The 24,936-nt window shown below is 74.3% G+C and carries 22 protein-coding genes; 12 read left to right on the top strand and 10 right to left on the bottom strand.

Going from position 1 to position 24,936, the window contains the following annotated elements; translation table 11 throughout:
* The first annotated feature begins 70 nt into the window (after positions 1 to 70).
* Together xylB and ACH4S9_RS21715 are read left to right on the top strand one after the other, a co-directional pair.
* Positions 71 to 1,534 carry a xylulokinase gene (gene xylB / locus ACH4S9_RS21720; protein WP_398373596.1) on the top strand — a complete coding sequence of 488 codons (1,464 nt, stop codon included), beginning with the start codon at positions 71 to 73 and terminating at the stop codon, positions 1,532 to 1,534.
* Between the two features lie 78 nt (positions 1,535 to 1,612).
* Complete coding sequence (locus ACH4S9_RS21715) at positions 1,613 to 2,845, top strand: ROK family protein (protein WP_398373595.1); 1,233 nt, start codon at positions 1,613 to 1,615, stop codon at positions 2,843 to 2,845.
* Between the two features lie 116 nt (positions 2,846 to 2,961).
* Here ACH4S9_RS21715 and ACH4S9_RS21710 read toward each other — a convergent pair whose 3' ends face one another.
* Entirely contained in the window at positions 2,962 to 3,822 is an 861-nt protein-coding gene (locus ACH4S9_RS21710; protein ID WP_311728742.1) for a phosphatidylinositol-specific phospholipase C/glycerophosphodiester phosphodiesterase family protein, read from the bottom strand.
* Positions 3,823 to 4,079: 257 nt separating this feature from the next.
* Between ACH4S9_RS21710 and ACH4S9_RS21705 the strand changes: the two genes are divergently transcribed.
* Both ACH4S9_RS21705 and ACH4S9_RS21700 read left to right on the top strand, forming a co-directional pair.
* Positions 4,080 to 5,333, top strand: a complete 1,254-nt coding sequence (locus tag ACH4S9_RS21705) for a phosphodiester glycosidase family protein (RefSeq protein WP_385351720.1) — start codon at positions 4,080 to 4,082, stop codon at positions 5,331 to 5,333.
* Positions 5,334 to 5,404: 71 nt separating this feature from the next.
* Positions 5,405 to 6,223 (top strand): ATP-grasp domain-containing protein, encoded by an 819-nt coding sequence (locus tag ACH4S9_RS21700; protein WP_385351741.1) that lies wholly within the window; start codon positions 5,405 to 5,407, stop codon positions 6,221 to 6,223.
* Here the strand turns inward: ACH4S9_RS21700 and ACH4S9_RS21695 are convergent.
* The 4 genes from ACH4S9_RS21695 to ACH4S9_RS21680 all read right to left on the bottom strand — a co-directional run bounded on the left by ACH4S9_RS21695 (position 6,204) and on the right by ACH4S9_RS21680 (position 9,947).
* Entirely contained in the window at positions 6,204 to 6,398 is a 195-nt protein-coding gene (locus ACH4S9_RS21695) for a hypothetical protein (RefSeq protein WP_311728743.1), read from the bottom strand. The two genes, ACH4S9_RS21700 and ACH4S9_RS21695, sit on opposite strands and share 20 nt — an antisense overlap.
* Positions 6,399 to 6,595: 197 nt before the next feature.
* On the bottom strand, positions 6,596 to 7,744 hold the full coding sequence (locus ACH4S9_RS21690) for an acyl-CoA dehydrogenase family protein (RefSeq protein ID WP_398373594.1): 1,149 nt from the start codon (positions 7,742 to 7,744) through the stop codon (positions 6,596 to 6,598).
* Positions 7,741 to 8,946, bottom strand: coding sequence for an acyl-CoA dehydrogenase family protein (locus ACH4S9_RS21685; protein WP_398373593.1), 1,206 nt, complete (start codon positions 8,944 to 8,946; stop codon positions 7,741 to 7,743). The genes ACH4S9_RS21690 and ACH4S9_RS21685 overlap by 4 nt, the downstream gene beginning before the upstream one ends.
* Positions 8,943 to 9,947 (bottom strand): NADPH:quinone oxidoreductase family protein, encoded by a 1,005-nt coding sequence (locus ACH4S9_RS21680; RefSeq protein ID WP_398373592.1) that lies wholly within the window; start codon positions 9,945 to 9,947, stop codon positions 8,943 to 8,945. Before ACH4S9_RS21680 ends, ACH4S9_RS21685 begins: the two co-directional genes overlap by 4 nt.
* A 290-nt stretch (positions 9,948 to 10,237) precedes the next feature.
* Here ACH4S9_RS21680 and egtA point away from each other — a divergent pair, with 290 nt between their 5' ends.
* The 5 genes from egtA to ACH4S9_RS21655 all read left to right on the top strand — a co-directional run bounded on the left by egtA (position 10,238) and on the right by ACH4S9_RS21655 (position 16,130).
* On the top strand, positions 10,238 to 11,491 hold the full coding sequence (egtA, locus tag ACH4S9_RS21675) for an ergothioneine biosynthesis glutamate--cysteine ligase EgtA (protein ID WP_398373591.1): 1,254 nt from the start codon (positions 10,238 to 10,240) through the stop codon (positions 11,489 to 11,491).
* Positions 11,488 to 12,825 (top strand): ergothioneine biosynthesis protein EgtB, encoded by a 1,338-nt coding sequence (gene egtB / locus ACH4S9_RS21670; protein WP_398373590.1) that lies wholly within the window; start codon positions 11,488 to 11,490, stop codon positions 12,823 to 12,825. Before egtA ends, egtB begins: the two co-directional genes overlap by 4 nt.
* 46 nt (positions 12,826 to 12,871) lie before the next feature.
* Complete coding sequence (gene egtC, locus ACH4S9_RS21665) at positions 12,872 to 13,627, top strand: ergothioneine biosynthesis protein EgtC (protein ID WP_311728748.1); 756 nt, start codon at positions 12,872 to 12,874, stop codon at positions 13,625 to 13,627.
* Positions 13,624 to 14,589, top strand: a complete 966-nt coding sequence (gene egtD / locus ACH4S9_RS21660) for an L-histidine N(alpha)-methyltransferase (RefSeq protein ID WP_358842455.1) — start codon at positions 13,624 to 13,626, stop codon at positions 14,587 to 14,589. Before egtC ends, egtD begins: the two co-directional genes overlap by 4 nt.
* Positions 14,590 to 14,879: 290 nt before the next feature.
* A complete protein-coding gene (locus tag ACH4S9_RS21655) occupies positions 14,880 to 16,130 on the top strand; it encodes a transglycosylase family protein (RefSeq protein WP_385347409.1) in 1,251 nt (416 codons plus the stop codon).
* Here ACH4S9_RS21655 and ACH4S9_RS21650 read toward each other — a convergent pair.
* Together ACH4S9_RS21650 and ACH4S9_RS21645 are read right to left on the bottom strand one after the other, a co-directional pair.
* A complete protein-coding gene (locus ACH4S9_RS21650; protein WP_358842457.1) occupies positions 16,120 to 16,692 on the bottom strand; it encodes a TIGR00730 family Rossman fold protein in 573 nt (190 codons plus the stop codon). The genes ACH4S9_RS21655 and ACH4S9_RS21650 overlap by 11 nt on opposite strands.
* A complete protein-coding gene (locus ACH4S9_RS21645) occupies positions 16,689 to 17,432 on the bottom strand; it encodes an isopentenyl transferase family protein (protein ID WP_398373589.1) in 744 nt (247 codons plus the stop codon). Before ACH4S9_RS21645 ends, ACH4S9_RS21650 begins: the two co-directional genes overlap by 4 nt.
* Positions 17,433 to 17,641: 209 nt before the next feature.
* Between ACH4S9_RS21645 and ACH4S9_RS21640 the strand changes: the two genes are divergently transcribed.
* A complete protein-coding gene (locus tag ACH4S9_RS21640) occupies positions 17,642 to 18,364 on the top strand; it encodes a transketolase (protein ID WP_398373588.1) in 723 nt (240 codons plus the stop codon).
* Between the two features lie 38 nt (positions 18,365 to 18,402).
* Positions 18,403 to 20,043: a B12-binding domain-containing radical SAM protein gene (locus ACH4S9_RS21635; RefSeq protein WP_398373587.1), complete on the top strand. Its 1,641-nt coding sequence runs from the start codon at positions 18,403 to 18,405 to the stop codon at positions 20,041 to 20,043.
* Here ACH4S9_RS21635 and ACH4S9_RS21630 read toward each other — a convergent pair.
* On the bottom strand, positions 20,030 to 21,964 hold the full coding sequence (locus ACH4S9_RS21630) for an ABC transporter ATP-binding protein (protein WP_398373586.1): 1,935 nt from the start codon (positions 21,962 to 21,964) through the stop codon (positions 20,030 to 20,032). The genes ACH4S9_RS21635 and ACH4S9_RS21630 overlap by 14 nt on opposite strands.
* 180 nt (positions 21,965 to 22,144) lie before the next feature.
* Here ACH4S9_RS21630 and ACH4S9_RS21625 point away from each other — a divergent pair, with 180 nt between their 5' ends.
* Positions 22,145 to 23,215, top strand: a complete 1,071-nt coding sequence (locus ACH4S9_RS21625) for an SGNH/GDSL hydrolase family protein (protein ID WP_385347419.1) — start codon at positions 22,145 to 22,147, stop codon at positions 23,213 to 23,215.
* Here ACH4S9_RS21625 and ACH4S9_RS21620 read toward each other — a convergent pair.
* Both ACH4S9_RS21620 and ACH4S9_RS21615 read right to left on the bottom strand, forming a co-directional pair.
* Complete coding sequence (locus tag ACH4S9_RS21620) at positions 23,210 to 24,133, bottom strand: SDR family oxidoreductase (protein WP_311728757.1); 924 nt, start codon at positions 24,131 to 24,133, stop codon at positions 23,210 to 23,212. The two genes, ACH4S9_RS21625 and ACH4S9_RS21620, sit on opposite strands and share 6 nt — an antisense overlap.
* On the bottom strand, positions 24,130 to 24,921 hold the full coding sequence (locus tag ACH4S9_RS21615; RefSeq protein ID WP_361185468.1) for an SDR family oxidoreductase: 792 nt from the start codon (positions 24,919 to 24,921) through the stop codon (positions 24,130 to 24,132). Before ACH4S9_RS21615 ends, ACH4S9_RS21620 begins: the two co-directional genes overlap by 4 nt.
* Between the last annotated feature and the right edge of the window lie 15 nt (positions 24,922 to 24,936).

Here is a 24,936-nt window from a genome sequence, read left to right as displayed (position 1 = left end):
CAAATTAGTATGCGCGAGTGCCCCGAGGGAAGCCCCGCTCGGGGACAGGGACGTGAAGGAGGAGAGCACGATGGCAGCAGCAGCCGTGCCCGTGCCGGAGGGACCGCTGGTCGTCGGCGTGGACAGCTCCACGCAGTCCACCAAGGCGCTGGTCGTCGACGCCGCGACCGGCCAGGTCGTCGCGCGCGGCCAGGCGCCGCACACCGTCGGCGGCGGGGCGGGGGGTGACGGCAAGGAGAGCGACCCGGAGCAGTGGTGGCGGGCGCTGGCCGAGGCGCTCGGCCAGTGCGGGGCGCACGCCCGGCAGGCGGCCGCCATCTCGGTCGGCGGCCAGCAGCACGGCCTGGTCACCCTGGACGCGGCGGGCCGCCCGGTGCGCCCGGCGCTGCTGTGGAACGACGTGCGCTCGGCCCCGCAGCGCGACCGCCTGGTCGAGGAGCTGGGCGGGCCGAAGGTGTGGGCGGAGCGGATCGGCAGCGTGCCCGCGCCCGCCTTCACCGTCACCAAGTGGGCCTGGCTGAAGGAGATCGAGCCCGAGGCCGCGCGGGCCACCGCCGCCGTGCGGCTCCCCCACGACTACCTCACCGAACGGCTCACCGGCCAGGGCACGACCGACCGCGGCGACGCCTCCGGCACCGGCTGGTGGGCGTCGGCGACCGAGTCGTACGACGGGGAGATCCTGGAGCGCGTCGGCCTCTCCCCCGAGCTGCTGCCGCGCGTGCTGCGGCACGGCGAGGCGGCCGGGACCGTACGGCACCTCCCCGGCCTGCCGCTGCCCGCCGGCGCCCTGGTGGCCACCGGCACGGGCGACAACATGGCGGCGGCCCTGGGCCTCGGGCTGCGGCCCGGGCAGCCGGTGCTGAGCCTGGGCACCTCCGGCACCGTCTACGCCGTCTCGGGGCGCCGGCCCACCGACCCCACCGGGGTGGTCGCGGGGTTCGCGGACGCACGCGACGCCTGGCTGCCGCTGGCCTGCACGCTCAACTGCACGCTGGCCGTGGACCGGATCGCCGCCCTGCTCGGCCGCGACCGCGAGGCGGTGGAGCAGGGCGGCTCAGCCGTTCTGCTGCCGTTCCTCGACGGCGAGCGCACCCCCGACCTGCCGCTGGCCTCCGGGCTGCTGTACGGGCTGCGCCATGACACGACGCCGGGGCAAGTGCTCCAGGCGGCTTACGACGGGGCCGTGTTCGCCCTGCTCACCGCGCTCGACGAGGTCCTGGACGCGGACGCCGCGACGGACGCTCCGCTGCTGCTCATCGGCGGCGGCGCCAAGGGCGCGGCGTGGCGCGAGACCGTACGCCGCCTCAGCGGCCGGCCCGTCCAGGTGCCACGGGCCGAGGAACTGGTCGCGCTCGGCGCCGCCGCCCAGGCCGCGGGCCTGCTGCTGGGCGAGGACCCGGCGGCGGTGGCCCGGCGCTGGAAGACGGCGGACGGGCCGTCGTGGGAGGCGGTGGAGCGCGACGAGGCGGCGCTGGAGCGCCTGGGCGGGGTCCTGTCCGATGCCGACGCGCTGCTGCGCAGGGCCACACCGTAGGGTCGGGGCCGGGCCACGGAGGTACCGCGCGGGGTCCAGGACCGCCAGGACCAGCAGGAACGAGGGGAGAACGGTCAGGTGGCAGCGCCACTGCCCAACACTCAGCAGGCGATGCGCAGACGCAACCTCTCCCTCGTCCTGCATGCCGTGGCCGCGCACGGCCCGCTGTCCCGGGCCGCCGTCGCGGCCCGGATCGGGCTGACCCGGGCCGCCGTCTCGACCCTGGTGGACGAGCTGGCCCGGGACGGGCTGCTGGTGGAGCTCGGGCCGTCCCGGCCGGGCACGGTCGGCCGCCCCGGCAGCGCGCTCCAGCTCAACGAGCGCGGGCCGGCCGGGCTCGGCGCGGAGATAGGCGTGGACCATCTGGCGGTGTACGCGATGGACCTCGGCAGGCGGGTACGGGCCAGGGCCCAGGTCGAGTCGGCGAACCGGGGCCGGGCGCCGGGCCCCGTGCTCGAGCGGCTCGCCGGGCTCGTACGGCGTGTCGCGGCGGAGGCGGAGGGCGAGGGGCTGCGGCCGGTGGGGCTCGCGGTGGCGGTGCCGGGCCTGGTGGCGCGCGAGTCCTGTGTCGTGGTGCGCGCCCCGAACCTCGGCTGGTCGGGCGTGGACGTGGGCGCCGCGCTGCGGGAGGCCCTGCCGGGCGGCGCCCTGACCGTCGACAACGAGGCCAACCTGGGCGCGCTCGCGGAGCTGTGGCTCGGCGGCCACGACCCCGCGCCGCGTGACTTCGTGCATGTCTCGGCCGAGATCGGCATCGGCGCCGCCGTCGTGATCGACGGGCGGCTGCTGCGCGGGACACACGGTTTCGCTGGCGAGCTGGGGCATGTGCCGGTGCGGCCCGAGGGGCCGGAGTGCGCGTGTGGCGGGCGCGGCTGTCTGGAGCAGTACGCGGGCGAGGAGGCGGTGCTGCGGGCCGGGGGCCTGAGCCCGGAGCAGGCCGCCGCCGAACACCGGGCCCCGGGTGGCCGGATCGCCCTGCTGGCCCGGCACGCGGCGGACGGCGACCCGCGCGTGCGGAGCGCGCTGCGCGGGGCGGGCGCGGCGCTCGGCATCGCCCTGGCGGGCACGGTGAATCTGCTGGACCCGCAGAAGGTGGTGCTCGGCGGGGCGCTCACCCCGCTGTCGCCCTGGCTGCTGCCCGCCCTGGAGCGGGAGCTGGCGCGGCGGCTCACGGATCCGGCCCGGCCGGGCCAGGGCGTGGTGACCGTCTCCCGGCTGGGCTCCGACGGGCCGGTGCTGGGCGCGGCGGGCTCGGTGGTGCAGGCGGTCCTGGACGACCCGGCGGCGTTCAGGGAGCAGCGCGGCGCGTAGGTCTCGCGGGGCACGGCGTGCGGGGCGTCGCCCGACTGGCCCACACGCGCCTCACGGGGAGGCGCGTGTGTTGATCATACGATCTGCCAGTGACTGCCGTGAGCCCGCGACGCGGGTCAGTGAGCGCCGCGCAGGAAGTCCTCCAGGCCCGCCAGGTCGTCGGTGTTGATGTAGTCGACGTCGGCGGCGAGGAGTTCGCGCCACAGCGCCTCGCGCTCCGGCCCCGCCACATCGGGGGTGGCCCAGAAGCGGACGCGCTGGCCGTTCGCATGCGCCGAACCCACGATCTGACGCAGCTTCTCCCGCTCGGCCGGCGGCATCTCGCCGGAGCCCAGCCAGCCGAAGCTCTGCGTCCAGTTGCTGCTGATCAGCGGGATGAAGGAGGCGGGCACGCCGGTGCCCTGGTCCTCGAGACGCCCGTCGTAGAAGGCGTGGCGCACCCGCTCGGCCTCCATGGGGGCCCGCGCGCCGCGGTCGCCGGAGATCACGGCGGTCACCGCGGAGCGGCGCACCCGGCCCCCGACGCCGCCGTGGGCGCTGCTCAGGATCGAGTGGTAGGGGCGCAGGCGCTTGGCGAGTTCCAGGTAAGTGGGCTCGCCCGCGGTCTTGATGTCGATGAGCAGTTGCAGCGTCAGGTCGTGGCCGCGGTAGACGCGTCCGCCGTTCTGCTTGACGCGTCGCGCCAGCGGGTCGAGGTAGAGGGCCTCCAGGGTGCGGGTGGGGTCGAGGTCCGCCGCGTCGTGGGCGACCAGCAACTGCCCGTCCACCAGCCAGATGTCGGCCTCCACGCTCCCGAAGCCGTGCGAGAGCGCGTCGAGCAGCGGGCGCGGGTGCTCGTAGTCGTTGTGCGCGTGGGCTCTGGCCAGCGGCGGCTTGCCCCTGCCGGATCCCGAACTCGCGTATGCGGGGGCGGCTATCCCGCCCGCGACGGCTGCTCCGAGGGTGACGACAAAGGCACGGCGCGTGCGGCGGACCATGAGGGCCTCCCGGCTCTTGCCCCGGCGCGGGGCCGGGGTTGCTCGACGGACGCCAGTGAGTATCGGGGCGGCGTGGGCCGCTTGGGCAGGGGCGTGCGAAGAGTTCCTCCGGTGGTCTCCGGCCATTTCCGCGCCGTTCCCGTCACAAGCGCGGCTCAAGCCGAAGCGGTGCCCGGGACCGGGCGGTTGACGGGAGGTGCACGATGGCGGTGAGGAGTCGCTCAAGGTCCGGGCGGGTGCGTAGGCGGTCCGGGCGAATGCGTACGGCGGTGGCGGTGGCTCTCGCGTGGGGCGTGCTGGCCGGTGCCGGCCGGGCCGGGGCGGGTCCCGCGCCCACGGCCCGCGCCGCGCCGCGCTACCTGGAGCGCTCCGCACCGGCGCCGGGCGTGGAGTACCGCGAGTTCACGCTGGCCACCTCGCACGGCACGGCGCTGGGCCATCTGCTCACCGTCGACCTGCGGGAGCCGGGGGTATCGCTGGGACTGCTCCACCCCGACGCGGTCGCCTCGCGCTCCCGGGTCTCGGACATGGCCGCCGAGCGCGCCGCGGTCGCCGCCGTGAACGGCGACTTCTTCCACATCACCGAGACCCAGCACCCCGGTGTGGAGGCGACGGGCGCCGCGGTGGGCCCGGAGGTCTCGGCCGGGCAGCTGCTCAAGTCGGCGGTGCCCCAGGGCCAGCGATTCGGCCCGGCGCCGCCGCCGGGCACCTCGACGGAGGACGTGGTCGGCGTCGGCACCGACCGGATCGCCCGCGTGGGCCGGCTGACGCTGCGCGGCACGGTGACGGCGGAGGGGCGGGGCACCCGGCCGCTGCGCGGACTGAACCAGTACGCGGTGGCGGTGGACGGCATCGGGGCGTACACCTCCGGCTGGGGCGGCGCGTCCCGGGTGCGGGCCGCCTGCGGCGTGGACACCTCCCGGTCGGCGCCGTGCAGCGCGGAGACCTATGAGGTGACGGTCCGTGCGGGTCTGGTCGCACGGCGGGCGGTCACGCCCGGCAAGGGGCCCATCCCGGAGGATTCGTTCGTGCTGGTGGGGCGGGAGGCGGGGGCGCGGGCGCTGCGCGAGCTGCGGCTGGGCGAACCGGTGCGCTTCGAGTACGGGCTGCGGGAGACCCACCGCCCGCCGTTCGCCTTCGCGCTCGGCGGTTTCCCGATCGTGCGCGACCGTCACAGACTCGACGGGCTCGACCCGCTCACCGGGGCGGTGCGCACCGCGGCGGGCATCGGCGAGGGCGGGCGTCTGCTGTATCTGCTGGTGCTGGACGGCGAGATGACCTACCGCGCCGGGCTGACCCTCAGCGAGCTCGCGGATGTGATGCTCGCCCTCGGGGCCGACGATGTGGTCAACCTCGACGGGGGCGGCTCCTCCACGCTCGTGGTGCGGGACGCGGACAGCGGGCGGGCGACCGTACGCAACCACCCCTCGGGCGGCACCGAGCGGCCGGTCCCCAACGGGATCGGGGTGTTCACCCGCCCCGCCCCCGAGACGACCACCGACCGCCCCTGAGACGACCGGACCGGTGCGATCCGGGTGGTCCGCGCGGGGAGGCGGCCGATACGGTGAGCCGCGTGGTGCGGCTGCTTCTGACCTCGGCTCAGCGTACGAGCACGGCGGGCCTGCTGAGCGAGGCGGCGGCCCGGCGCGGAATGGACGTCCTGGTGCTTTCGGGCCCGCGCGGGCTCGACGAGGCGGCGGGCCGGCCGGTGCACTGGTACGGCGGCCCGCGCACCGCCGACCGGGTGGCCGCCCGGCTCGGCCTCGGGCTGCTCGAGCCGCCGGACGCCTGGCTCGCCCGGCTGCCGCGGGAGTTCACGGGCCGGAAGGTCGAGTTGACCACGCTGGCGGCGGCGCGGGCCGCCCGCGGCCCGGTGTTCGTCAAGCCGCCCAGCGACAAGTCGTTCCCCGCCGCGGTCTACGGACACGGCTCACGGCTGCCCCGTTCCGGGGAGGGCGTCGGCCCGCACACCCCCGTGCTGGTCTCCGAGGTGGTGATGTTCGCCGTCGAGTACCGGCTGTTCGTGCTGGAGGGGTGGATCGCCGCCGGGAGCCGGTACGCCGCCCACGGGCGGCTGGACGTCGCCGCGCTGGACCGGGACCCGCACGAGCGGGCGGTGCGCGGGTTCGCCGGGCGGCTGCTCGCCGCCGTGGGGGACTCGCTGCCCAGCGCGGTCACGCTGGACGTCGGGCTGGTGCGGGACCCGGATACGGGGCGCGAGCGGTGGGCGGCGGTCGAGGCGAACATGGCGTGGTTCTCCCACTCGTACGCCGCCGAGGCCGACGCCGTGCTGGACGTCGTGCTGCGCGCCGCCGGGCCGCGGGCCCTGGTCGCCCCCGCCGACCGGGGGTTTCTGCGTCCTGCGGCCGGGGCCCCGCCGGTCAGGGCCGCACGCTGCTGACCACGTCCGCGGTGGCCGCCAGCCCCTCGGAGATGGTGGGCGCGATGCTGCTGCTGGCCAGGTAGAAGCCCAGGGTGACGCAGACCAGCGCATGCGAGACACGCAGCCCTCCGCTCCGCAGGAAGACCACCGCCAGGATCAGCAGCAGTAGGACCACGGAGATCGAAATGGCCATGGCGAGCCTCCTCAGGCGCTTCATGAGGATCGGAATCCGGCCGCCAGTCTGGCCCAGACACCCCCTTGACCCGCGCCATCTCGGGTGCTCCATACGGGTGCCGATCACGGGTGCGAACCCCCGGGCCGCCCCTGCCCGTACGCCCCGGCGCCCCCGTCCGCCCCCGGTCGGCGGGCACCGGCCGGGGGCGGCTCCGCTCAGCCGACGGGGGCGGGGAGGTCCACCAGCCCGGCCAGCGCCGCGCGGTGACGGCCGGGGGTGCCCAGCGCGATCTCGTCGCTCTTGGCCCGCTTGAGGTAGAGGTGCGCCGGGTGTTCCCAGGTCATGCCGGTCCCGCCGTGCAGTTGTACGCACTCCTCGGCCGCGTGCACCGCGACCCGCGCGCAGTACGCCTGGGCGACCGCCACCGCGACGGGGACCTCGGGGCTGTCCGTGGCGAGCGCGTCGGCGGCGTGCCGGGCGGCGGCCCGGGCGGAGACCAGCTCCAGCCAGAGCCCGGCCATCCGGTGTTTGAGCGCCTGGAACGAGCCAATGGGGCGGCCGAACTGATGGCGCTCCTTGGCGTGGCGGACGGTCTCCGTCAGACACCACTCGGCCAGGCCCAGCTGTTCGGAGGCGAGCAGCCCGGCCCCGGCCATCAGGGCCCGGCCGACCGCGTCCCGGGCGCGGTCGGGCCCGGCGAGGCGGCGCGCCGGGGCGTCGGCGAAGTGGAGCGCGGAGAGCGGCCGGGTGAGGTCGAGCGGGGTCAGCGGCTCCACGGTGACGCCCGGGGCGTCGGCGGCAGCGGCAGCGTCGACGGAATAGAGCCCGTATCCGTCGGGGCCCTCGGCGGGGACGAGCAGTATGTCCGCTCCGGCCGCGCCCGCCACGCCGCCGACCCGGCCGCTGAGGGCGCCGTCGCCGCGGGCGGTGACCGTGGCGCTCGGCGCGCCGCCGCCGGGCGCGGTGGACAGCGGCAGCGCGAGCGCGCCGACCGCGCGCCCCTCGGCGAGCGCGCCGAGCGGCCGGGCCACCCGCTCCTCGTCGGTGTCGCAGCCCAGCAGGGCCGTGGCGGCGAGCACGGCGCTGGTGAGGTAGGGGACGGGGGCGACGGCACGGCCCAGCTCCTCCAGCACGACCGCCGCCTCCCGCGCGGTGGCGCCCTGTCCACCGAGCTTGTCCGGCACCAGCAGCCCGGCCGTCCCCATCTCCACGGCCAGGGAGCGCCACAGCGCGGGGTCGTACGGGCGGGCGCTCTCCGCTCCGGCGAGGACGGCGGAGGGCGGGCAGCGATCGGCGAGCAGCGAGCGCACGGCGGAGCGCAGATCGTCCTCGGCCTCGGAGTAGAGCAGGTCCGGGGTGCTCATCGGGGCAGGTCCTTCCACGGGAGGTCCTTGTCGGTCCGGGGCTCGGACGGCAGGCCCAGGACGCGTTCGGCGATGATGTTGAGCAGCACTTCGGAGGTGCCGCCCTCGATGGAGTTGCCCTTGGCCCGCAGATAGCGGTAGCCCGCCTCGCGCCCGGTGAAGTCGACGAGCTCGGGGCGGCGCAGCGTCCAGTCGTCGTACAGCAGGCCCTCCTCCCCCAGCAGTTCCACTTCCAGGCCGCTGATCTCCTGGTTGAGGCGGGCGAAGGCGAGCTTCATCGCCGAGCCCTCGGGGCCTGGCTGGCCGACCGCGAGCTGCTGGCCGAGCCGCATCCCCGCCAGCCGGGCCGCCTCGGCCTCCACCCACAGCCCGAGCAGCCGCTGGTGCAGGTCGTGGGTGCGCAGCTCGGGCCGCTCGCGCCAGGCGCCGGCGACCTTGCCGATCATGCCGCCCTCGCGGGGGACGCGGCCCCCGCCGATGGCGACGCGCTCGTTCATCAAGGTGGTCTGGGCGACCTTCCAGCCCTCGCCGACCCCGCCGAGACGCCGGCTGTCGGGGATGCGCACACCGGTGAGGAAGACCTCGTTGAACTCCGCCTCGCCGGTGATCTGGCGCAGCGGGCGCACCTCGACGCCCGGGTCGGTCATGTCGCAGGTGAAGTAGCTGATGCCGCGGTGCTTGGGCAGGTCGGGGTCGGTGCGGGCGATGAGGATCGCCCAGCGGGCGAGGTGTGCGCCGGACGTCCAGACCTTCTGCCCGTCGACCACCCAGCTGTCGCCGTCGCGCACGGCCCGGGTGGCGAGGGCCGCGAGGTCGGAGCCGGCCCCCGGTTCGCTGAACAGCTGGCACCACACCTCCTCGCCGGTCCACAGGGGGCGCAGCAGGCGGGTGCGCTGCTCGTCGGTGCCGAAGCCGAGGATGGTGGGCGCGGCCATGCCGAGGCCGATGCCGATGCGGCGGGGGTTGTTGTCGGGCGCGCCCGCGGCGTCGAGGTCGGCGTCCACGACGGCCTGGAGCGCGCGGGGGGCGCCCAGGCCGCCGAGCCCCGCCGGGTAGTGGACCCAGGCGAGTCCGGCGTCGAAGCGGGCCCGCAGGAAGTCCAGGCGGCCGGTGGTGGCCACGGGGTGCTCGGCGAGCAGCCGCCGGACGCGGTCGCGCAGTTCGTCGGCGGTCACCCGCCCCGGTTCGGCGGTCGTGCTCACCGTCCCACCCCCTGGCGCTGCCCCGGGACGACCACGACGCGGCCGGTGGTGGTGCCGTCCGCGACGCGCTGGACGGCGTCGGCGGCCGCGTCGAGCGGGACCCGCTCGCTGACCAGGGGCCTGACCGCGCCCTGGGCGGCGAGCTTGGCCAGCTCCTCGTGGCAGGCGCGGACGGCGGCCGGGTCGTGGGTGTTGTACAGGCCCCAGTGGAGGCCGAGGATCGCGTAGTTCTTGATGAGGGCGTGGTTGAGGGCGGCCTGCGGGACCACGCCGCTGGCGAAGCCGACGACCACGATCCGGCCTTCGAAGGCCACGCACTTGACCGACTTGGCGAACGCGTCACCGCCGACCGGGTCGTAGATCACATCGGCGCCCCGTCCTCCGGTGGCCTCCTTGACGGCCGCCACGAAGTCCTCGCGCCGCCGGTCGACGACCAGGTCGCAGCCGAGCTCCCGGGCCACCTCGGCCTTGTCCGCACCACCGACGACGCCGATCACCCGGGCGCCGTGGGCCTTGCCGAGCTGGACGGCGGCGCTGCCCACGCCGCCCGCGGCGGCGTGCACCAGCAGTGTCTCCCCGGGCTCCAGCCGGGCCCGGCGGTGCAGGCCGAACCAGCCGGTCTGGTAGCCGATGTGCAGCGCGGCGGCCTCGGCGTCGTCCAGCGCGTCGGGGGCGGGCAGGGCGGCCGCGGCGCTGACGACCGTGGTCTCGGCGAAGCCGCCGGCGGGCAGCGCGGCGGTGGCGATGACGCGGTCGCCCGGGCGGCCCGGGGCGCCCTCGCCGACGGCCAGGACCTCGCCGCACACCTCGACGCCGGGGGTGAACGGCAGCGGCGGGCGCACCTGGTACTGCCCGCGGCAGAGCAGGGCGTCGGGGAAGTTGACGTCGGCGGCCCTGACCCGCAGCAGCAGCTCCCCGGGCCCGGCGACCGGCTCCGCCACCTCCTCCAGGCGCATCACCGCGCGCGGCTCGCCCGTCTCGTGCACTCGCCATGCCTGCATACCGGTGGCCTCCCACACGCTGTCGGTCGGCGCGGTCCCCGCGCCGAAACCGCATACTAACCAGTCGGTACGAACGGGGGAACCGTCCTGCGGGGCACGCCAGGACCACTCCGCCGGGCGGCCGATGAACTCCTGTGCGACGCTGGACGGGCCCTGAGGCTGGACGGGCCCTTGAGTCGAACACCACTCACAGGTGAGGGTGGGCGACGGCTCATCGACTCGCACCACGGCGAGCCACTGCCGAGCCGATATGGCTGCCGAGCCCATAAAAAGGCGGACGGGAGACGACGGTGCCCGAGAACCAGGCGATCAGCGAAGCCGAGGCGGAGGCCCGAATACGGGGCATCTGTTTCAAGACCGGACCGCCTCGGCGGTTCGGTGTCGAGCTCGAATGGCTTGTGCACGACGCGCACGACCCCGCGCGCCCGGTGGAGACCGCCCGGCTGGACGCCGCGGTGACCGCACTGCGCGGGCTTCCGCTCCGGTCCGCGCTCACCTTCGAACCGGGCGGCCAGCTGGAGCTCAGCTCCCTCCCGGCCGACTCGCTCACCGACCTGGTGGAGTCCGCCGCCGCCGATCTGGCGCTCGTACGCCCCCTCCTCGCCCGCCTCGGCCTCGGCATCGCCGGCCACGGGCACGACCCCTGGCGCCCGCCGCGGCGGTTTCTCACCACTCCCCGTTACGCCACGATGGAGACCTACTTCGACCGCCGGGGACCGGCCGGGCGCACGATGATGTGCAACACCGCCTCCGTGCAGGTGTGCGTGGACGCCGGCCATGAGGAGCCGGGCCCGCTGGGCGTCGGGCGGCGCTGGCGGCTGGCCCATCTGCTGGGGGCCGTGCTGACCGCCGCCTTCGCCAACTCCCCGCTGCGTATGGGCGCCCCGACCGGCTACCGCTCGACCCGGCAGGCCGTGTGGGCCGCGATGGACCCGGGCCGGACGCTGGCGCCGCCCGCGGGCCCGGACCCGCGCGCCGCCTGGGCCGGGTATGTGCTCGACGCGCCCGTCATGGCCGTCCGGGACGGCGCGGGGGCGTGGTCCGTGCCGTACGGCCTCACCTTCCGCGACTGGATCCGCACGGGCGCGCCCCGGCCGCCCACCCGGGACGACCTCGACTACCACGTATCGACGCTCTTCCCGCCCGTCCGGCCCCGCGGCCACCTGGAGCTGCGCATGATCGACGCGCAGCGCGACGACGGCTGGATCGTCCCCCTGGCCGTCACCGTGGCCCTCTTCGACGACCCCCAGGCGACGGAAACCGTCTACCGTGTGGTGAAGCCCCTCGCCGAGACGGCGGGCCCGCAGCCCGCGCCGGCCAATCCGCTGTGGCGCGCCGCCGCCCGGCACGCTCTCGCCGACCCCGAGCTCCGCGCCGCCGCCGCCGTCTGCTTCGCCACGGCCCTGGAGGCGCTGCCCCGGCTCGGGGCCTCCCCCGCGATCACCTCCGCCGTGGCCGCCTTCACCGACCGCTATGTCGCCCGCGGCCGGTGTCCGGCCGACGATCTGCTCACCCCCGCCACCGGGAAGGAGTACCGGCCATGACGACCGCTTCCGGACCCGACACCGACCCCGAGGCGCTGCGGAGGCGCGCCGAAGCGGCGCTGCGGGGGGCGCGCGAGCGCACCCGCACCCTCACCAGCTGCGTCGACGAGCACGACCTCACCGCCCAGCACTCCCCGCTGATGTCGCCGCTGGTCTGGGATCTGGCGCACATCGGCAACCAGGAGGAGCAGTGGCTGCTGCGGGCGGTCGCCGGGCAGGATGCGCTGCGCCCCGAGATCGACTCGGTGTACGACGCCTTCGAGCACCCGCGCGCCGAGCGCCCCTCGCTGCCGCTGCTGCCGCCCGCCGAGGCCCGCGGATATGTCGCCGATGTACGCGGCCGGGTGCTCGACGTGCTCGAGCGGATCCCGCTGCGGGGCGGGCCACTGCTCGACGCCGCGTTCGCGTTCGGCATGATCGCGCAGCATGAGCAGCAGCACGACGAGACGATGCTCATCACCCACCAGCTGCGGCGCGGGCCCGCCGCGCTGGCCGCTCCGCCCCCGCCGGACGCCGCGGACGGCGCATCGCTGCCGTCGGAGGTGCTGGTCCCCGGCGGTCCGTTCACCATGGGCACGTCCACCGAGCCCTGGGCCCTGGACAACGAGCGCCCGGCGCACCGCCGGGTGGTCCCCGCCTTCTTCATCGACACCGCCCCGGTCACGGCCGGAGCCTTCGCCCGGTTCATCGAGGACGGCGGCTATCAGCGGCGGAGCTGGTGGACCGGGCCGGGCTGGCGTCACGTCCGCGAGCACCGCCTGAGCGCGCCGCTGTTCTGGCGGCGGGAGGGCGGGCAGTGGCTGCGCCGCCGGTTCGGGGTGACGGAGCCGGTGCGGCCCGAGGAGCCCGTGGTACATGTGAGCTGGTACGAGGCCGACGCCTATGCCCGCTGGGCGGGGCGGCGGCTGCCCTCCGAGGCGGAGTGGGAGAAGGCCGCCCGGCACGACCCGGCCGCCGACCGGTCCCGGCGCTACCCGTGGGGCGACGCCGACCCCACCCCGGACCACGCCAACCTGGGCCAGCGCCATCTGCGCCCGGCCGCGGCCGGCAGCTATCCGCGCGGCGCCTCGCCGCTGGGCGTCCGGCAGCTGATCGGCGATGTGTGGGAGTGGACGGCCAGTGACTTCCTGCCCTACCCGGGGTTCCGTGCCTTTCCGTACCGCGAGTACTCGGAGGTCTTCTTCGGCGACACCTACAAGGTCCTGCGCGGCGGCTCCTTCGCGGTGGACGCGGTCGCCTGCCGCGGCACGTTCCGCAACTGGGACCTGCCGGTCCGCCGCCAGATCTTCTCCGGCTTCCGCACCGCCCGCGACGCGGGGCCCGGTGAGGCGTGAACGCTGCCCGGAACGGACCCACCCGGATCGGAAGGGGGTGATGCCGATGTGCCGGCATCTCGCCTACCTCGGACCCAGCAGGCCCGTGGGGGAACTCCTCATCGCGCCCCCGCACGGGCTGTACCGGCAGTCTTACGAGCCACGGCGGCAGCGGCACGGCAGGATGAACGCCGACGGGTTCGGCGTCGGCTGGTACGCGGAGGGCGATCCGGTGGCCGCCCGCTACCGGCGCGCCGGGCCCATCTGGGCCGATCTGTCGTTCGCCGATCTGGCCCGGGTGACGCGCACCGGCGCGCTGCTCGCCGCCGTGCGCAACGCCTCCGAGACGAGCGCCGACGGGGAGGCGGGCGCCGCCCCCTTCGCCTCGGGCGCCTGGCTGTTCAGCCACAACGGCAGGGTCGAGGACTGGCCCCACTCCGTGGCCGAGCTGACCACCACCCTGCCGCCCGCCGATCTGCTGCGGATGGAGGCGCGCTGCGACGCCGCGTTCCTGTGGGCGCTGACGCTGCACCGGCTGCGCCTGGGCCAGGACCTGCCCACGGCGCTGGGCGAGACCACCGGCACGGTGGCCGCCGCCGCGCCCGGGTCACGGCTCAATCTGCTGCTGACCGACGGCGAGACCATCGCCGCCACCGCCTGGGGCGACACCCTCAGCTATCTGGCCGAGCCGGGCCACAGCGTGGTGGTCGCCTCCGAGCCCTACGACGACGACCCGCGCTGGACCGATGTCCCCGACCGCACCCTGCTCTCCGCCACCCGCTCCGATGTCCAGCTCACCGCACTCAAGGAGGCTTCCCTGTGAGCCCCTTCACCCTCACTCGCACCCTGCCCGCCGACGCCACGGCCGCCGCGCTCCGCGCCGATGTGGCCGAGGGCCTGACCCGTACCCCCAAGCAGCTGCCGCCGAAGTGGTTCTACGACGCCCGCGGAAGCGAGCTGTTCGAGCGGATCACCGAGCTGCCCGAGTACTACCCGACCCGCGCGGAGCGGGAGATCCTGGTCGCCCGGGCCGCGGAGATCGCCGCCGCGACCGGCGCCCGTACCCTCGTCGAGCTGGGCTCCGGCTCCTCCGAGAAGACCCGCCATCTGCTCCGCGCCCTGCCCGAGCTGCACGCCTATGTGCCGGTGGACGTGAGCGAGAGCGCGCTGACCCTCGCGGGGCGCGCCCTGCTCGCCGAGCACCCGGAGCTGACGGTGCACGCGCTGGTCGCCGACTTCCTGGAGGGGCTCACCCTGCCGTCGGACACCCCGGGCCCACGCCTGGTGGCGTTCCTCGGCGGCACCATCGGCAATCTGCTGCCCGTCGAGCGGGCCGGTTTCCTCGCCTCGGTCAGCGCCCTGCTCGTGCCCGGCGACTCGCTGCTGCTGGGCACCGACCTGGTCAAGGACGAGGCCACACTGGTCGCCGCGTACGACGACGCGCAGGGCGTCACGGCGGAGTTCAACAAGAATGTGCTGGCCGTCCTCGACCGGGAGTTGGGCGCCGACTTCGACCCGGCGGACTTCGACCATGTGGCGCTGTGGGACGCCGAGCGGGAGTGGATCGAGATGCGGCTGCGGGCCCGCGGCGCGGTCACCGCGAAGATCCCCGCGTTGGACCTCGCGGTCCATCTCGCGCCCGGGGAGGAGATCCGCACCGAGGTCTCCGCGAAGTTCCGGCGGGAGCGGGTGCGGGCGGAACTCGTCGCGGCGGGGCTCGAGCCGCGGCGGTGGTGGACCGACCGCGCGGGGCGGTTCGCGCTGTCGCTGGCGGTCAAGGGGTAGCCCCCGAGCCGGTCCGGGCGCGGGCCGTGACTCGCGGCTCGCGCCCGCCGCGCCGAAGGGGGCGCACAACTCCGCTGTCACCGCGCCCCTTTGGGCCACTACGCTCCGTCCCGCCCACAACACCCAACGAAATAATGTGATCCACATCACATCGTGATGGCGAGGCCGCAGCGTAGCGCGCTATGACCCCTATTCGTGACCCAACTCCCTCTTGTTGTGGCGAAATCCACACCCCTAATCTTTGGCGCGCCCGGCAGCGCGCCGCGAAGGCGCATGACAAGGAGCCGTCCATGGCCTTACGCGGACGCCACCGCCGCTACAAGCCCAACCGCATCTCCCGCGCCTCGCTCAGCGTCACGGCGAGCGGCGCCGGTCTCGCCCTGCCCCTGGTCGGAGCGACCGGCGCGAGCGCGGCGAGCGAGGAGACCTGGGACAAGCTCGCCCACTGCGAGTCCACCGAGAACTGGGACATCAACACCGGGAACGGCTTCTACGGAGGCCTCCAGTTCACGCAGTCCACCTGGGCGGCGTACGGCGGGACCGCCTACGCGCCCCGGGCCGACCTGGCCTCCAGGGACCAGCAGATAGCCATCGCCGAGAAGGTGCTCGACGCCCAGGGCCCCGGCGCCTGGCCGAGCTGCTCGGGGCGGGCCGGGCTGGCCCGCGGCGACGCGGAGCCGCACAGTGCGGCCAAGGCCGTCAACGCGTCGGTGACCAAGGGGCAGCAGGCCGCGCAGCCCCGGCGCGCCGAGCCGGCCAAGCAGACGAAGCACGACACGCCGACGCCCACCAGCCTGCCGGGCCGTACCACCGCCAAGGACAGCAAGTATGTGGTGATCAGCGGCGACTCGCTGTCCCGGATCGCCAACCGGCACGAGGTCGGCGGCGGCTGGCAGGCGATCTACCAGGCCAACCGCGAGACCATCGGCGGCGATCCGGATCTGATCTACCCGGGCCAGAGACTAGCCCTGGACGGCTCCCGGGCCAAGCCGCAGGCCAAACCCGAGGCACAGGCCAAGCCCAAGGCGAAGGCCAAGCCCAAGGCCGAACCGAAAGCGAAGCCGAAGACCGCCAAGCCGGAGAGCTCCCACCGGACCACCCCCAAGCCCCCGGCGGCCAAGCCCGCCACCGGCTCCGGCTTCACCCTGCCGGTCAGCGGGGTCAGCCCGACCACGGCCTACCGCGCGGCCGGGAGCAGCTGGTCCAGCGGCCATCACACCGGCATCGACTTTCCCGTGGGCATCGGCACCTCGGTCAAGGCCGTCAGCACCGGCCAGGTGGTCTCGGCGGGCTGGGCCGACGCGTACGGCTATGAGGTGGTCATCCGGCACCCGGACGGCAGATACAGCCAGTACGCGCATCTGTCGCAGCTGTCCGTCCGGGCGGGCCAACAGGTGAGCGGGGGCCAGCAGGTGGGCCGGTCGGGCTCGACGGGCAACGTCACCGGCCCGCATCTCCACTTCGAGATCCGCACCGGCCCCGGCTACGGCTCGGACATCAACCCGCTGGCCTATCTGCGCTCGCACGGCCTCAGCATCTGAGCCTTCGACGCTCGGCGAGCCGGGGCAGGACGTCCCGGGGGCGAGCGCAGACCACGATGCCGTCCACGTCGCGGTGCGATACGAACCCTTCGGCCGCGGCGTGGGCGAGAAAGGCGAGCAGCGGCTGGTAGTAGCCGCCGGTGTCGAGAAGGGCGCAGGGCTTGTCGTGCAGCCCGATCTGAGCCCAGGTCAGCGCCTCGAAGATCTCCTCGGCGGTGCCGAGGCCGCCCGGCAGGGCGACGAAGGCGTCGCCGAGTTCCGCCATGCGCGCCTTGCGCTGGTGCATGTCCGCCACGACCAGCAGCCGGGTGAGTCCGGTGTGGCTGATCTCGTGGCGCTCGAGGTGGCGGGGGATGACGCCCGTGACGGCGGCTCCCCCGCGCAGGGCGGCGTCGGCGACCGCCCCCATCAGACCCACCCGGGCCCCTCCGTACACCAGCTCGAGCCCGGCCTCGGCCACGGCCCGGCCGAACTCGGCCGCCGCTCGCAGATGGACCGGGCGGCAGCCGGAAGAGGCCCCGCAGAAAACCGTGACCCGGCGCAGGGGCGCCTCGGGGCTCACGCTGCGCCATAAATGGCCGAAGGTATTCCGTCGAAAACTTTCGAGAAGATTCTGTCCTGTAAAAAGCCGTGTTCGGCGTGGCGCTCCGCCACCATCCACGCCATCTTCTCCAGTTGCGCCTCGGAGAGCTCATATGAGGTCAGCGATTCCACGCCCACCGAATAGGTGGCGCACCATTCAAGAATCGCTTCGAGCCCGTTGACTGAGGCCGCGAAGAATCGATGGTCCGGGCTCGCCCAAAGGGCGGCCAGCTCTTCGAGCATGCTGCTCCCGGCCCCCTCGGGGACGAGCATCCGGCGCGCCCTGCGCGCCAGGCGGACCACATAGCCCTCCCGGTCCTGGATGTGCAGCAGCCGTACGGTCAGCCGGCAGTCAAGCTCCGGGAGCCGCTCCGCGAAGGCCTGGAGCAGCGAGATGGAGCCGCCCTCGACGATCACGAACCGGTGCTGCTCACCGAGTTGCTCCAGCTTGCGGACGAGCGCGTCCGCCGCCTCCTCGGCCGGGTAGTCCCCGTCGGCGACGGTCCGGTCGCCGAGCCAGGAACGCTCCACGTCCGCCGTCTCCTCACCGGCCCGGGCGCTGGTGGTGGCCAGGTCGGTGAAGCACTGGATCCGGTCGGCCACCACGATCGGAGCGCCCGTGATCCGGGCCAGCGCGGTGGCGGCCGCGCTCTTTCCGACGCCGGTGGGTCCGGCGATGACATGCACGAACTGCGGGCTTCCGCCAGGTGATCCAGCCATCGAAATCCCCTTCGCCGCAACTTTCCTGACGGTGAATCACGGTAACCCCGCTGGCCTCCTGCGCATCCCTAGCCAAGGCATCAAAACAGTAAACGAATGGGCAAGTAATTAAAGGTTGAATATTTAACGCCCTCCTTACTTGCCCGGGGCCACACTCCGGATCACACCATTCTCGGGCAGCCCGAATGGTATTCACGAGAGGACCGGGCATGACTCGACTGTCGGATCCGCCATCAGCAATTCTCGATCGATTCGGCAAGGGATGGGATCCGGACACGCTCTCGACCCTGGCCGGATCGGTTCCGGTCAACCTCGGCGCACCCGTCGAGCGCGTTCTGCAACAACTCGGGCCGGTTCTCGGCCACTCCGGGGGACGTACGGTGCTGGTCGGTTACGGCGCCTCGCCCGACACCGCGCCGCAGGACGTGGCGCTCTTCGGTACGCTCCCCGGCTGGAGCGTCCATGTGCCGGGACACCCCGACGAGGTCGGGCGGCTGCTGCGGGAGGCCGCGGCCGGCGACGGCAGCGCGTACATCCGACTCCCCGAACAAGGCAACGCCGAACCCCACGGCGCCTCGGGGGCGTTCGAGGTCATCAGGCTGGGCGCGGGCGGTGTGGTGCTGGCCGTGGGCCCCACGCTGGACACGGTGGTGCGCGCCACCGCCGGACTGGACCTGACCGTTCTGTACGCCTCGACGATCCGCCCCTTCGACGCGGTCGGCCTGCGCACCGCGGTGCTGGCCGCCGACCGGGCCGACGTCGTCCTGGTCGAGCCCCATCTGGCCGGCACCTCGGCGCGGTGTGTCGCCGAGGCCCTGGTGAACGTCCCGCACCGGCTCCGTGCCCTCGGCACCCCCTGGGACGCCGCGGCGCCCGCCCCCGTGCTCGACGAGGCGGGCATCGCCGCGGCGGTCAGGGCCTTCCTGCGCTGAAGGCGCCAAGCCGGCACACACTTCCCGGGAGGAAGCCGATGAACGTTCTCCTGATCTCCGGCATGGGGCCGGAGGTACCGAACAAGAAGCTTCTGGAGGGCTCCTCGTTCGAGGCGTTACTGGCCCCGGCGGGCCACCGCGCGGCCGCCGGGCGGCGCGAGGTGTTCGACCTGTCCCTCCTGCGCACGGCGGACGCGACAAGACGCCCGCTGCTGCGTCCGAGGCGCACCGGCGGCCGGGCCCGCGCGGTCAGCTCGGTGCGCCTCTCCGCACCCGTCGAGGAGGAACACGAGCCGGAGACGGCACCCCATCTGACCACCTTCACCCTTCAGTCGATCCTTCTGGCCGCCGGATTCGACCACGAGGTGTTCCCGATCGAGCGGATCTGGACCGGCTCCGCGGTGGAACCCCCGGCCGACGTGGACGTGGTGCTGCTCTCGACGACGTTCATCTGGGATCGCCGCACCCTCGCCAAGGCCGTGAGCTGGGTGGAGGAACGCTGCCCCACCGCGGTCCTGGTGCTCGGCGGGCAGTACAGCAACCTCAAGTTCCAGCGGATCCTGTCCGATCACCCCTTCGTCCGGTACATCGTCCGAGGCGACGCCGAGGCCGCCCTGCCCGCGCTGCTGCGCGCCCTGCGCACCAAGGGCGACGTGGCCGAGATCCCCAACCTGGTGTGGCGCGACCGCGACACGGACCGGCTGCGCATGACCCGGATCGAGTACATCGACCTGGACGCGCAGCCCTCGCCCAGCCCGGTCGGCACGCTCCCGGTCGTCCCCTACGAGTCCATGCGCGGCTGTCCGTTCAGCTGCAAGTACTGCTCCTTCCCCGCCGCGTCGCCGAAGTGGCGCTACAAGTCGGCCCAGAAGATCGCCGACGACTTCCTGCGCTACCGCCGCGAGAACGGGGCCGAGTACATCAAGGCCCTGGATTCGACGTTCACGGTGCCGCCGACCCGGCTGCGCGCGCTGCTGCCGCTGCTGGCGGAGGCGGACGTCGGCTGGGAGGCGTACACACGCGCCAACTCGATCCGGGACCGGGAGGTCGTGGCGGACCTTGAACGGGCGCACTGCCGCGCGCTGTCCATCGGCTTCGAGTCGATGAACGACACGACGCTGGGCTATATGCACAAGCAGGTCAAGGCGCGCGCCAACCGGACGGCCTTCGAGCTGCTCTCGGACAGCTCGATCCACTCCTTCGTCTCGTTCATCGTCGGCTATCCCGGTGAGACGCCCGAACTCTTCGAGGACACCCGGCGGTTCCTGGTCTCGGAGTACTCCGGCCAGTTCGCGCTCTACGTCTTCATGATGAACGACGAGACCATGCCGGTCTGGCAGGAGGCCGACCGCTTCGGCCTGGAGGTCTTCGACCTGGACGGCGAGGCGGAGGACTGGACCCACCACGGGATGGACAGCCGCACCGCCGCCCGGCTCCAGCTGGAGACCCTGCGCGAGGTGCGCTGGAAGAACGACCACGCGATCGCCCGGGTGTGGCAGCACGGCTTCGAGTCCCCCCTGCTGCCCGGCCGGTCGCCGGCGCGGAACGCGGTGGTGGAGAAGCTGGTGGACCGCCTCGGGATGCTGAGCGCCGACGTCCGCGACCCGGCCGAGGCCGCGCGCCGCAGGGACCGTCTGCTGTCCGAACTCGCCGGACACGGCGTGGTCACGGCCCGCTGAGGTCGTACTGACACGCCTGGAGATGGAACAGCTCGGCGTAGATGCCGCCCTGGTCCAGCAGCTCCTGCGGGGTGCCCGACTCGGTCACCCGCCCCTCGTGAAGGACGTGGATCAGGTCGGCGTGCCGGACGGAGGCCAGCCGGTGGGTGATCAGGACGACGGTCTGCCCCTCCCCCGCGAGGGCGCGGATCTGCTCGAAGACGGCGAGTTCCGCGCGGGCGTCGAGGGCGGAGGTGGGCTCGTCGACCAGCAGCACGGGGGCCGCGCGGTAGCGGGCGCGGGCGATGCCCAGCCGCTGCCACTGGCCGCCGGAGAGCTGGTGGCCGCCGCGGAACTCCCGGGCCAGCAGGGTGTCCCAGCCGTGCGGCAGCCCGGCGACGATGTCGTCGGCCCCGGCGTAGGCCGCCGCGCGGTCCAGGGCCGCGGCGCGGATGGGGGTCTCCGGGCTGCCGATCGCGACATTGGCCTTGGCGGTGAAGGGCCAGCGCTTGAAGTCCTGGTTGACCATGGCGATCCGGGAGAAGAGCTGCTCCCGGTCGGCCTCCGCGATATCGGTGCCGTCCCACAGGATCCGCCCCGAGTCCGGCATATGGAGTCCGGCGAGCAGCTTGACCAGGGTGGACTTGCCGGACCCGTTCTCGCCGACGAGCGCGACCACGCCCCCGCCGGGAATGGTGAGACTGACCTTGTCCAGTGCGGGCCGGTCGCTGCCGGGGTAGGTGAAGGAGACGGACTCGAAGCGGATCTCCTCCGGCTCCTTCGGCAGCGGCAGCCCGCCCTGGGGGATGGCGCACCGCTCGGCGTCCTCGCACAGCCGGTCCAGGTCCTGGACGAACAGCATCTCCTCGTAGAGCTGGTTGAGCTGGAGCACCAGCGTGGACAGGTTCTGCGAGCCGGTGCGGATGGCGATGACCGCGGTCCCCGCGACGGACAGCTCCATGCCGCCGGTGAGCAGCAGCCCGGCGAGCGCCGAGTACGTGGCGAGGGTCGCCGCTCCGGTGAACGCCGCGGCGATCAGCTCGGTGCGGGCCGCGGCGTCGGCCAGCCGGGTCTGCTCGGCCTCGGCGGACTCCGACATCCGGCGGAAGTGGCGCAGCAGGAAGCGGCCGACGCCGTGCACCCGGACCTCCTGCGCGGCCTCGCGCTCGGTGAGCAGCCGGCTGAGCAGATGGCCCGCGCGGGCGTGTTCGATCATGGTGTGGAAGGAGAGATAGCGGCGGCGGGCGATGCGCAGCGCGCTCCAGCTGCGCGGCAGGGCGATGAGCACCAGCAGCGGCAGCAGCACGGGGTGCAGCACCGTCAGCACCCCGGCCGCGGCGACGACCGCGAGCAGCCCGTTGACCACCGCCACGCAGTACCTGACCATGCGCCGGGCCGAAGAGGCCCCGTATTGGGCGGAGTCCAGCAGCCGGTGGAACTCCGCGTCCTCGATCGCGGACAGCTCCACCCGGGCCGCGCACTCCAGATACCGTTCGGTCGCGAGCCGTTCGACCTTGGGCTCCAGTCGGCCGGTTCCCGCCGTCGACGCGGAGGCCAGCAGCGCGCCGAGGACCGCCACCACGCCGACCACGATCAGGGACGGCAGGGCGCCCCGCAGCCGGTCGGCCGTGGCCCCGTCGGCCAGCAGCGCCGCCAGCGCGTCGTTCACCGCCACCAGGCTGAACGCCTGGCCGATGCCCTGGCCGAGTTCGGCCGCCGCGACCGTGCGCAGCGCCTTGCGGTCGGCGGCCCAGGCGAGCCGTACGGTGGAGCCCACCAGGCGCGGCAGCCTGCGGGCCATGGCCCATAACGACAGATGCAGATAGGCGTCGTCGTAGCGGCTGAATCCCATGTCGTACCGGAGCCGTCCGCCGAAGAGCAGTCGCTCGGACTCCGATGTCTCGTCAGTGGCCTGCTGGTTGCGTCGCCGCGGCCACGGCATCGCACCACCCCCTCCGCGTGCGCACCGCGTCAGTTTCCCGTAGCGGAGGGTCCATCCGCGATGCATTTCCGGTCGGCCTTCGGCGCTCCGTGGCACGATGTGCGAGGTACGGGCGTCGTGCGCCCGCCGTGGGGTGGGGTACGCGCCCTTCGCCCGACAGAAAACGGAGGAGAGTGCGGGGTGCGTCTGGCCCACGACGATCCGCGGCTGCGCTATCGGGGGGCGGTGTCGCTGGAGCGGGGCCCCGGCTGGACCGCGCCCTGGCGGCTGCCGCACCGGGAGGCCGCGCTCCATCTGCCCGAGGGCGGGCTGGGGCGGGCCGCGATGCCGTCGGGGGTGCGGGTGGCGCTGCGCACCGACAGCACCGGGCTGACCTGCCGCTACCAGGCGGATCCCGCGCCGAAGCTCAACGGACCGCCGGAGGTGGCCCGGCTGGATGTGCTGTGCGAGGGGCGGCACACGGCCACCGTCGAACTGCAAACGCACGGCCGGGACGCGGAGTTCCGGGTCGACGGGCTGGGCGGCCGGCCGGGAAGCCTGGCGACGGTCGAGCTGTGGCTGCCCTTCTACCACCAGTTCCGGCTGTGCGAGGTGGCGCTGGACGCGGGCGCGGCGGTCGAGCGCGACGGCGCCGAGGGGCGGCCGCGCTGGATCCACTACGGCAGCTCCATCTCGCAGGGGCGCGGCGCCGCCTCCCCGAGCCGGGCATGGACGGCCCTGGTGGCCCGGCGCGCCGGGTGGGAGCTGACCTCGCTGGCGCTGGGGGCGGCCTGCCAGCTTCAGCCGATGACCGCGCGGCTGATGCGGGACCTGCCGGCCGAGCTGCTCACCGTCTGCGTCGGGATCAACATCCAGGCACTGGGCAGCCACAACCGCGACTCGCTGACCTCGTCGCTCGTCGGCTTTGTGCAAACGGTGCGCGAGGGGCATCCGACGACCCCGTTCGCGGTGATGTCGAGCATCGTCGCGCCGGAGCGGGAGGAGGTGCCGGGGCCGTCCGGGATGACGATGCGCGAGTGCCGGGCGCACATACGGCGCGCGGTGGAGCTGCTGCGTGCGCACGGGGACACGAATCTGCACTATGTGCACGGCCCCGAGGTGTTCGGGCCGAGCTGTACGCGGCTGCTGCTGGAGCCCGAGGGCCTGGACCGGCTGCACCCCGCGCCCGCGGGCCACCCCGTCTTCGCCGCGCGCTTTCTGACGACCCTGCGCCGCGCGGGGTGCACCCCGGCGGGTCCGGCCCGCTCATGACGCCCCGTACACCGGGCGGGGCGGCTCGGCGTCGGCGAGCAGCTTCCGGGCGGCCTCGCCCGCCTCGGCCGGGGTCCAGCGGGCACCCTTGTCGGCGGTGGGGCCCGGCCGCCAGCCCTCCATGACGGTGATCCGCCCGGCCTCGGCCTCGAAGACCCGGCCGGTGACGCCCGCACTGTCGGCGGAGGCGAGCCAGACGACGAGCGGCGAGACGTTCCCGGGGGCCATCGCGTCGAAGGCGTCCGCCGCGTCCGGCGCTGCCATGGTCTCGGGATGAGTCCGCTCGGTCATCCGGGTGCGGGCGGCCGGGGCGATGGCGTTGACCTGGATGCCGTAGCGGCCCAGCTCGGCGGCGGCCACGAGGGTGAGCCCGACGATCCCGGCCTTGGCGGCGGAGTAGTTGCCCTGGCCGACGCTGCCCAGCAGCCCGGCCCCGGAGCCGGTGTTGACCACGCGGGCAGCCGGGGCGCGGCCCGCCTTCGCCTCGGCGCGCCAGTGAGCGGCGGCGTGCCGCAGCGGCAGGAAGTGGCCCTTGAGGTGGACGCGCACCACCGCGTCCCAGTCGTCCTCGTCCAGGTTGATCAGCATGCGGTCGCGCAGAAAGCCCGCGTTGTTGACCAGGCAGTCGAGCCGGCCGTAGGTGTCGAGGGCGGTGGCGACCAGCGAGGCCGCGCCGTCGGCGGTGGCGATGTCGCCGCCGTGCGCGACCGCCTCGCCGCCCAGCGCCCGGATCTCCCCGGCGACGTCCTGGGCCGGGCTGCCCCGGTCCGCCGCGCCGTCCCCGCCGTCCAGGGCCACGCCGAGGTCGTTGACCACGACCCTCGCGCCCTCGGCCGCGAGGGCCAGCGCGTGCGCGCGCCCCAGGCCGCGGCCCGCTCCGGTGACGACGGCGACCCGCCCCTCGCACAGTCCGGTCATCGTGAGTCCTCCCGCTGGTTGACGTTGGCGGCGTCGAGGAACGCCGGGCGTTCACCGCCGCCGTGGACGTGCAGGGCGGCGCCGCTGATGTACGCGGCGAGGTCGGAGGCGAGGAAGACGCAGGCGTCGCCCGCCTCGCCCGGCTCGGCCAGCCGCCCGAGGGGGACGGTGCGGCCGACGGCGGCGAGCCCGGCCTCGTCGCCGTAGTGCAGATGGGACAGTTCGGTGCGGACCATGCCCAGCACCACGGTGTTGACCCGCACCGTGGGGGCCCACTCCACGGCGAGGGAGCGGGCGAGGTTCTCGAGCCCCGCCTTGGCGGCTCCGTAGGCGGCGGTGCCGGGCGACGGGCGGGTCCCGCTGACGCTGCCGATCATCACGATGGAGCCGCCGCGCTGCTGATGCCGCATCACCTCATAGGCGGCGAGGGAGACGGTCAGGGGTGCGATGAGATTCAGCTCGACGACACGCGCGGCGCGGCGCGGCCCGGCGGCGGCGAGCAGTCCGAACGGGCTGCCTCCGGCGTTGTTGACCAGCAGGTCCAGCCGTCCGTACGAGTCGCGCAGCCGCGCGAAGAAGGCGCCGACGGCGTCCGGGTCCCGGACGTCGAGCGGCAGGAAGCGGGCGGTGCGGCCCGCCGCTTCGACGGGCCTCTCCCCGGGCCGGCGCGCGCAGACCACCACCTCGGCGCCCGCGGCGAGCAGCGCCCGCGCGATGCCCGCCCCCACGCCCCGCGTGCCCCCGGTGACGAGGGCGACGCGCCCGGCCAGATCGACGGTGACCGCCACGTGACACCTCCCGCT

Source organism: Streptomyces sp. NPDC021225, from assembly GCF_044332865.1.
Classification (GTDB): domain Bacteria; phylum Actinomycetota; class Actinomycetes; order Streptomycetales; family Streptomycetaceae; genus Streptomyces.
This window is presented reverse-complemented; position numbering and strand designations above follow the sequence as displayed.

What these genes read in the sequence shown, in the direction of transcription:
- xylB (WP_398373596.1), top strand. Translation starts at nt 71, where the DNA reads ATGGCAGCAGCAGCCGTGCCCGTGCCGGAGGGACCGCTGGTCGTCGGC.
- ACH4S9_RS21710 (WP_311728742.1), bottom strand. Translation starts at nt 3,822, where the DNA reads ATGGTCCGCCGCACGCGCCGTGCCTTTGTCGTCACCCTCGGAGCAGCC.
- ACH4S9_RS21705 (WP_385351720.1), top strand. Translation starts at nt 4,080, where the DNA reads ATGCGTACGGCGGTGGCGGTGGCTCTCGCGTGGGGCGTGCTGGCCGGT.
- ACH4S9_RS21695 (WP_311728743.1), bottom strand. Translation starts at nt 6,398, where the DNA reads ATGGCCATTTCGATCTCCGTGGTCCTACTGCTGCTGATCCTGGCGGTG.
- ACH4S9_RS21690 (WP_398373594.1), bottom strand. Translation starts at nt 7,744, where the DNA reads ATGAGCACCCCGGACCTGCTCTACTCCGAGGCCGAGGACGATCTGCGC.
- ACH4S9_RS21680 (WP_398373592.1), bottom strand. Translation starts at nt 9,947, where the DNA reads ATGCAGGCATGGCGAGTGCACGAGACGGGCGAGCCGCGCGCGGTGATG.
- egtB (WP_398373590.1), top strand. Translation starts at nt 11,488, where the DNA reads ATGACGACCGCTTCCGGACCCGACACCGACCCCGAGGCGCTGCGGAGG.
- egtC (WP_311728748.1), top strand. Translation starts at nt 12,872, where the DNA reads ATGTGCCGGCATCTCGCCTACCTCGGACCCAGCAGGCCCGTGGGGGAA.
- ACH4S9_RS21655 (WP_385347409.1), top strand. Translation starts at nt 14,880, where the DNA reads ATGGCCTTACGCGGACGCCACCGCCGCTACAAGCCCAACCGCATCTCC.
- ACH4S9_RS21645 (WP_398373589.1), bottom strand. Translation starts at nt 17,432, where the DNA reads ATGGCTGGATCACCTGGCGGAAGCCCGCAGTTCGTGCATGTCATCGCC.
- ACH4S9_RS21640 (WP_398373588.1), top strand. Translation starts at nt 17,642, where the DNA reads ATGACTCGACTGTCGGATCCGCCATCAGCAATTCTCGATCGATTCGGC.
- ACH4S9_RS21635 (WP_398373587.1), top strand. Translation starts at nt 18,403, where the DNA reads ATGAACGTTCTCCTGATCTCCGGCATGGGGCCGGAGGTACCGAACAAG.
- ACH4S9_RS21630 (WP_398373586.1), bottom strand. Translation starts at nt 21,964, where the DNA reads ATGCCGTGGCCGCGGCGACGCAACCAGCAGGCCACTGACGAGACATCG.
- ACH4S9_RS21620 (WP_311728757.1), bottom strand. Translation starts at nt 24,133, where the DNA reads ATGACCGGACTGTGCGAGGGGCGGGTCGCCGTCGTCACCGGAGCGGGC.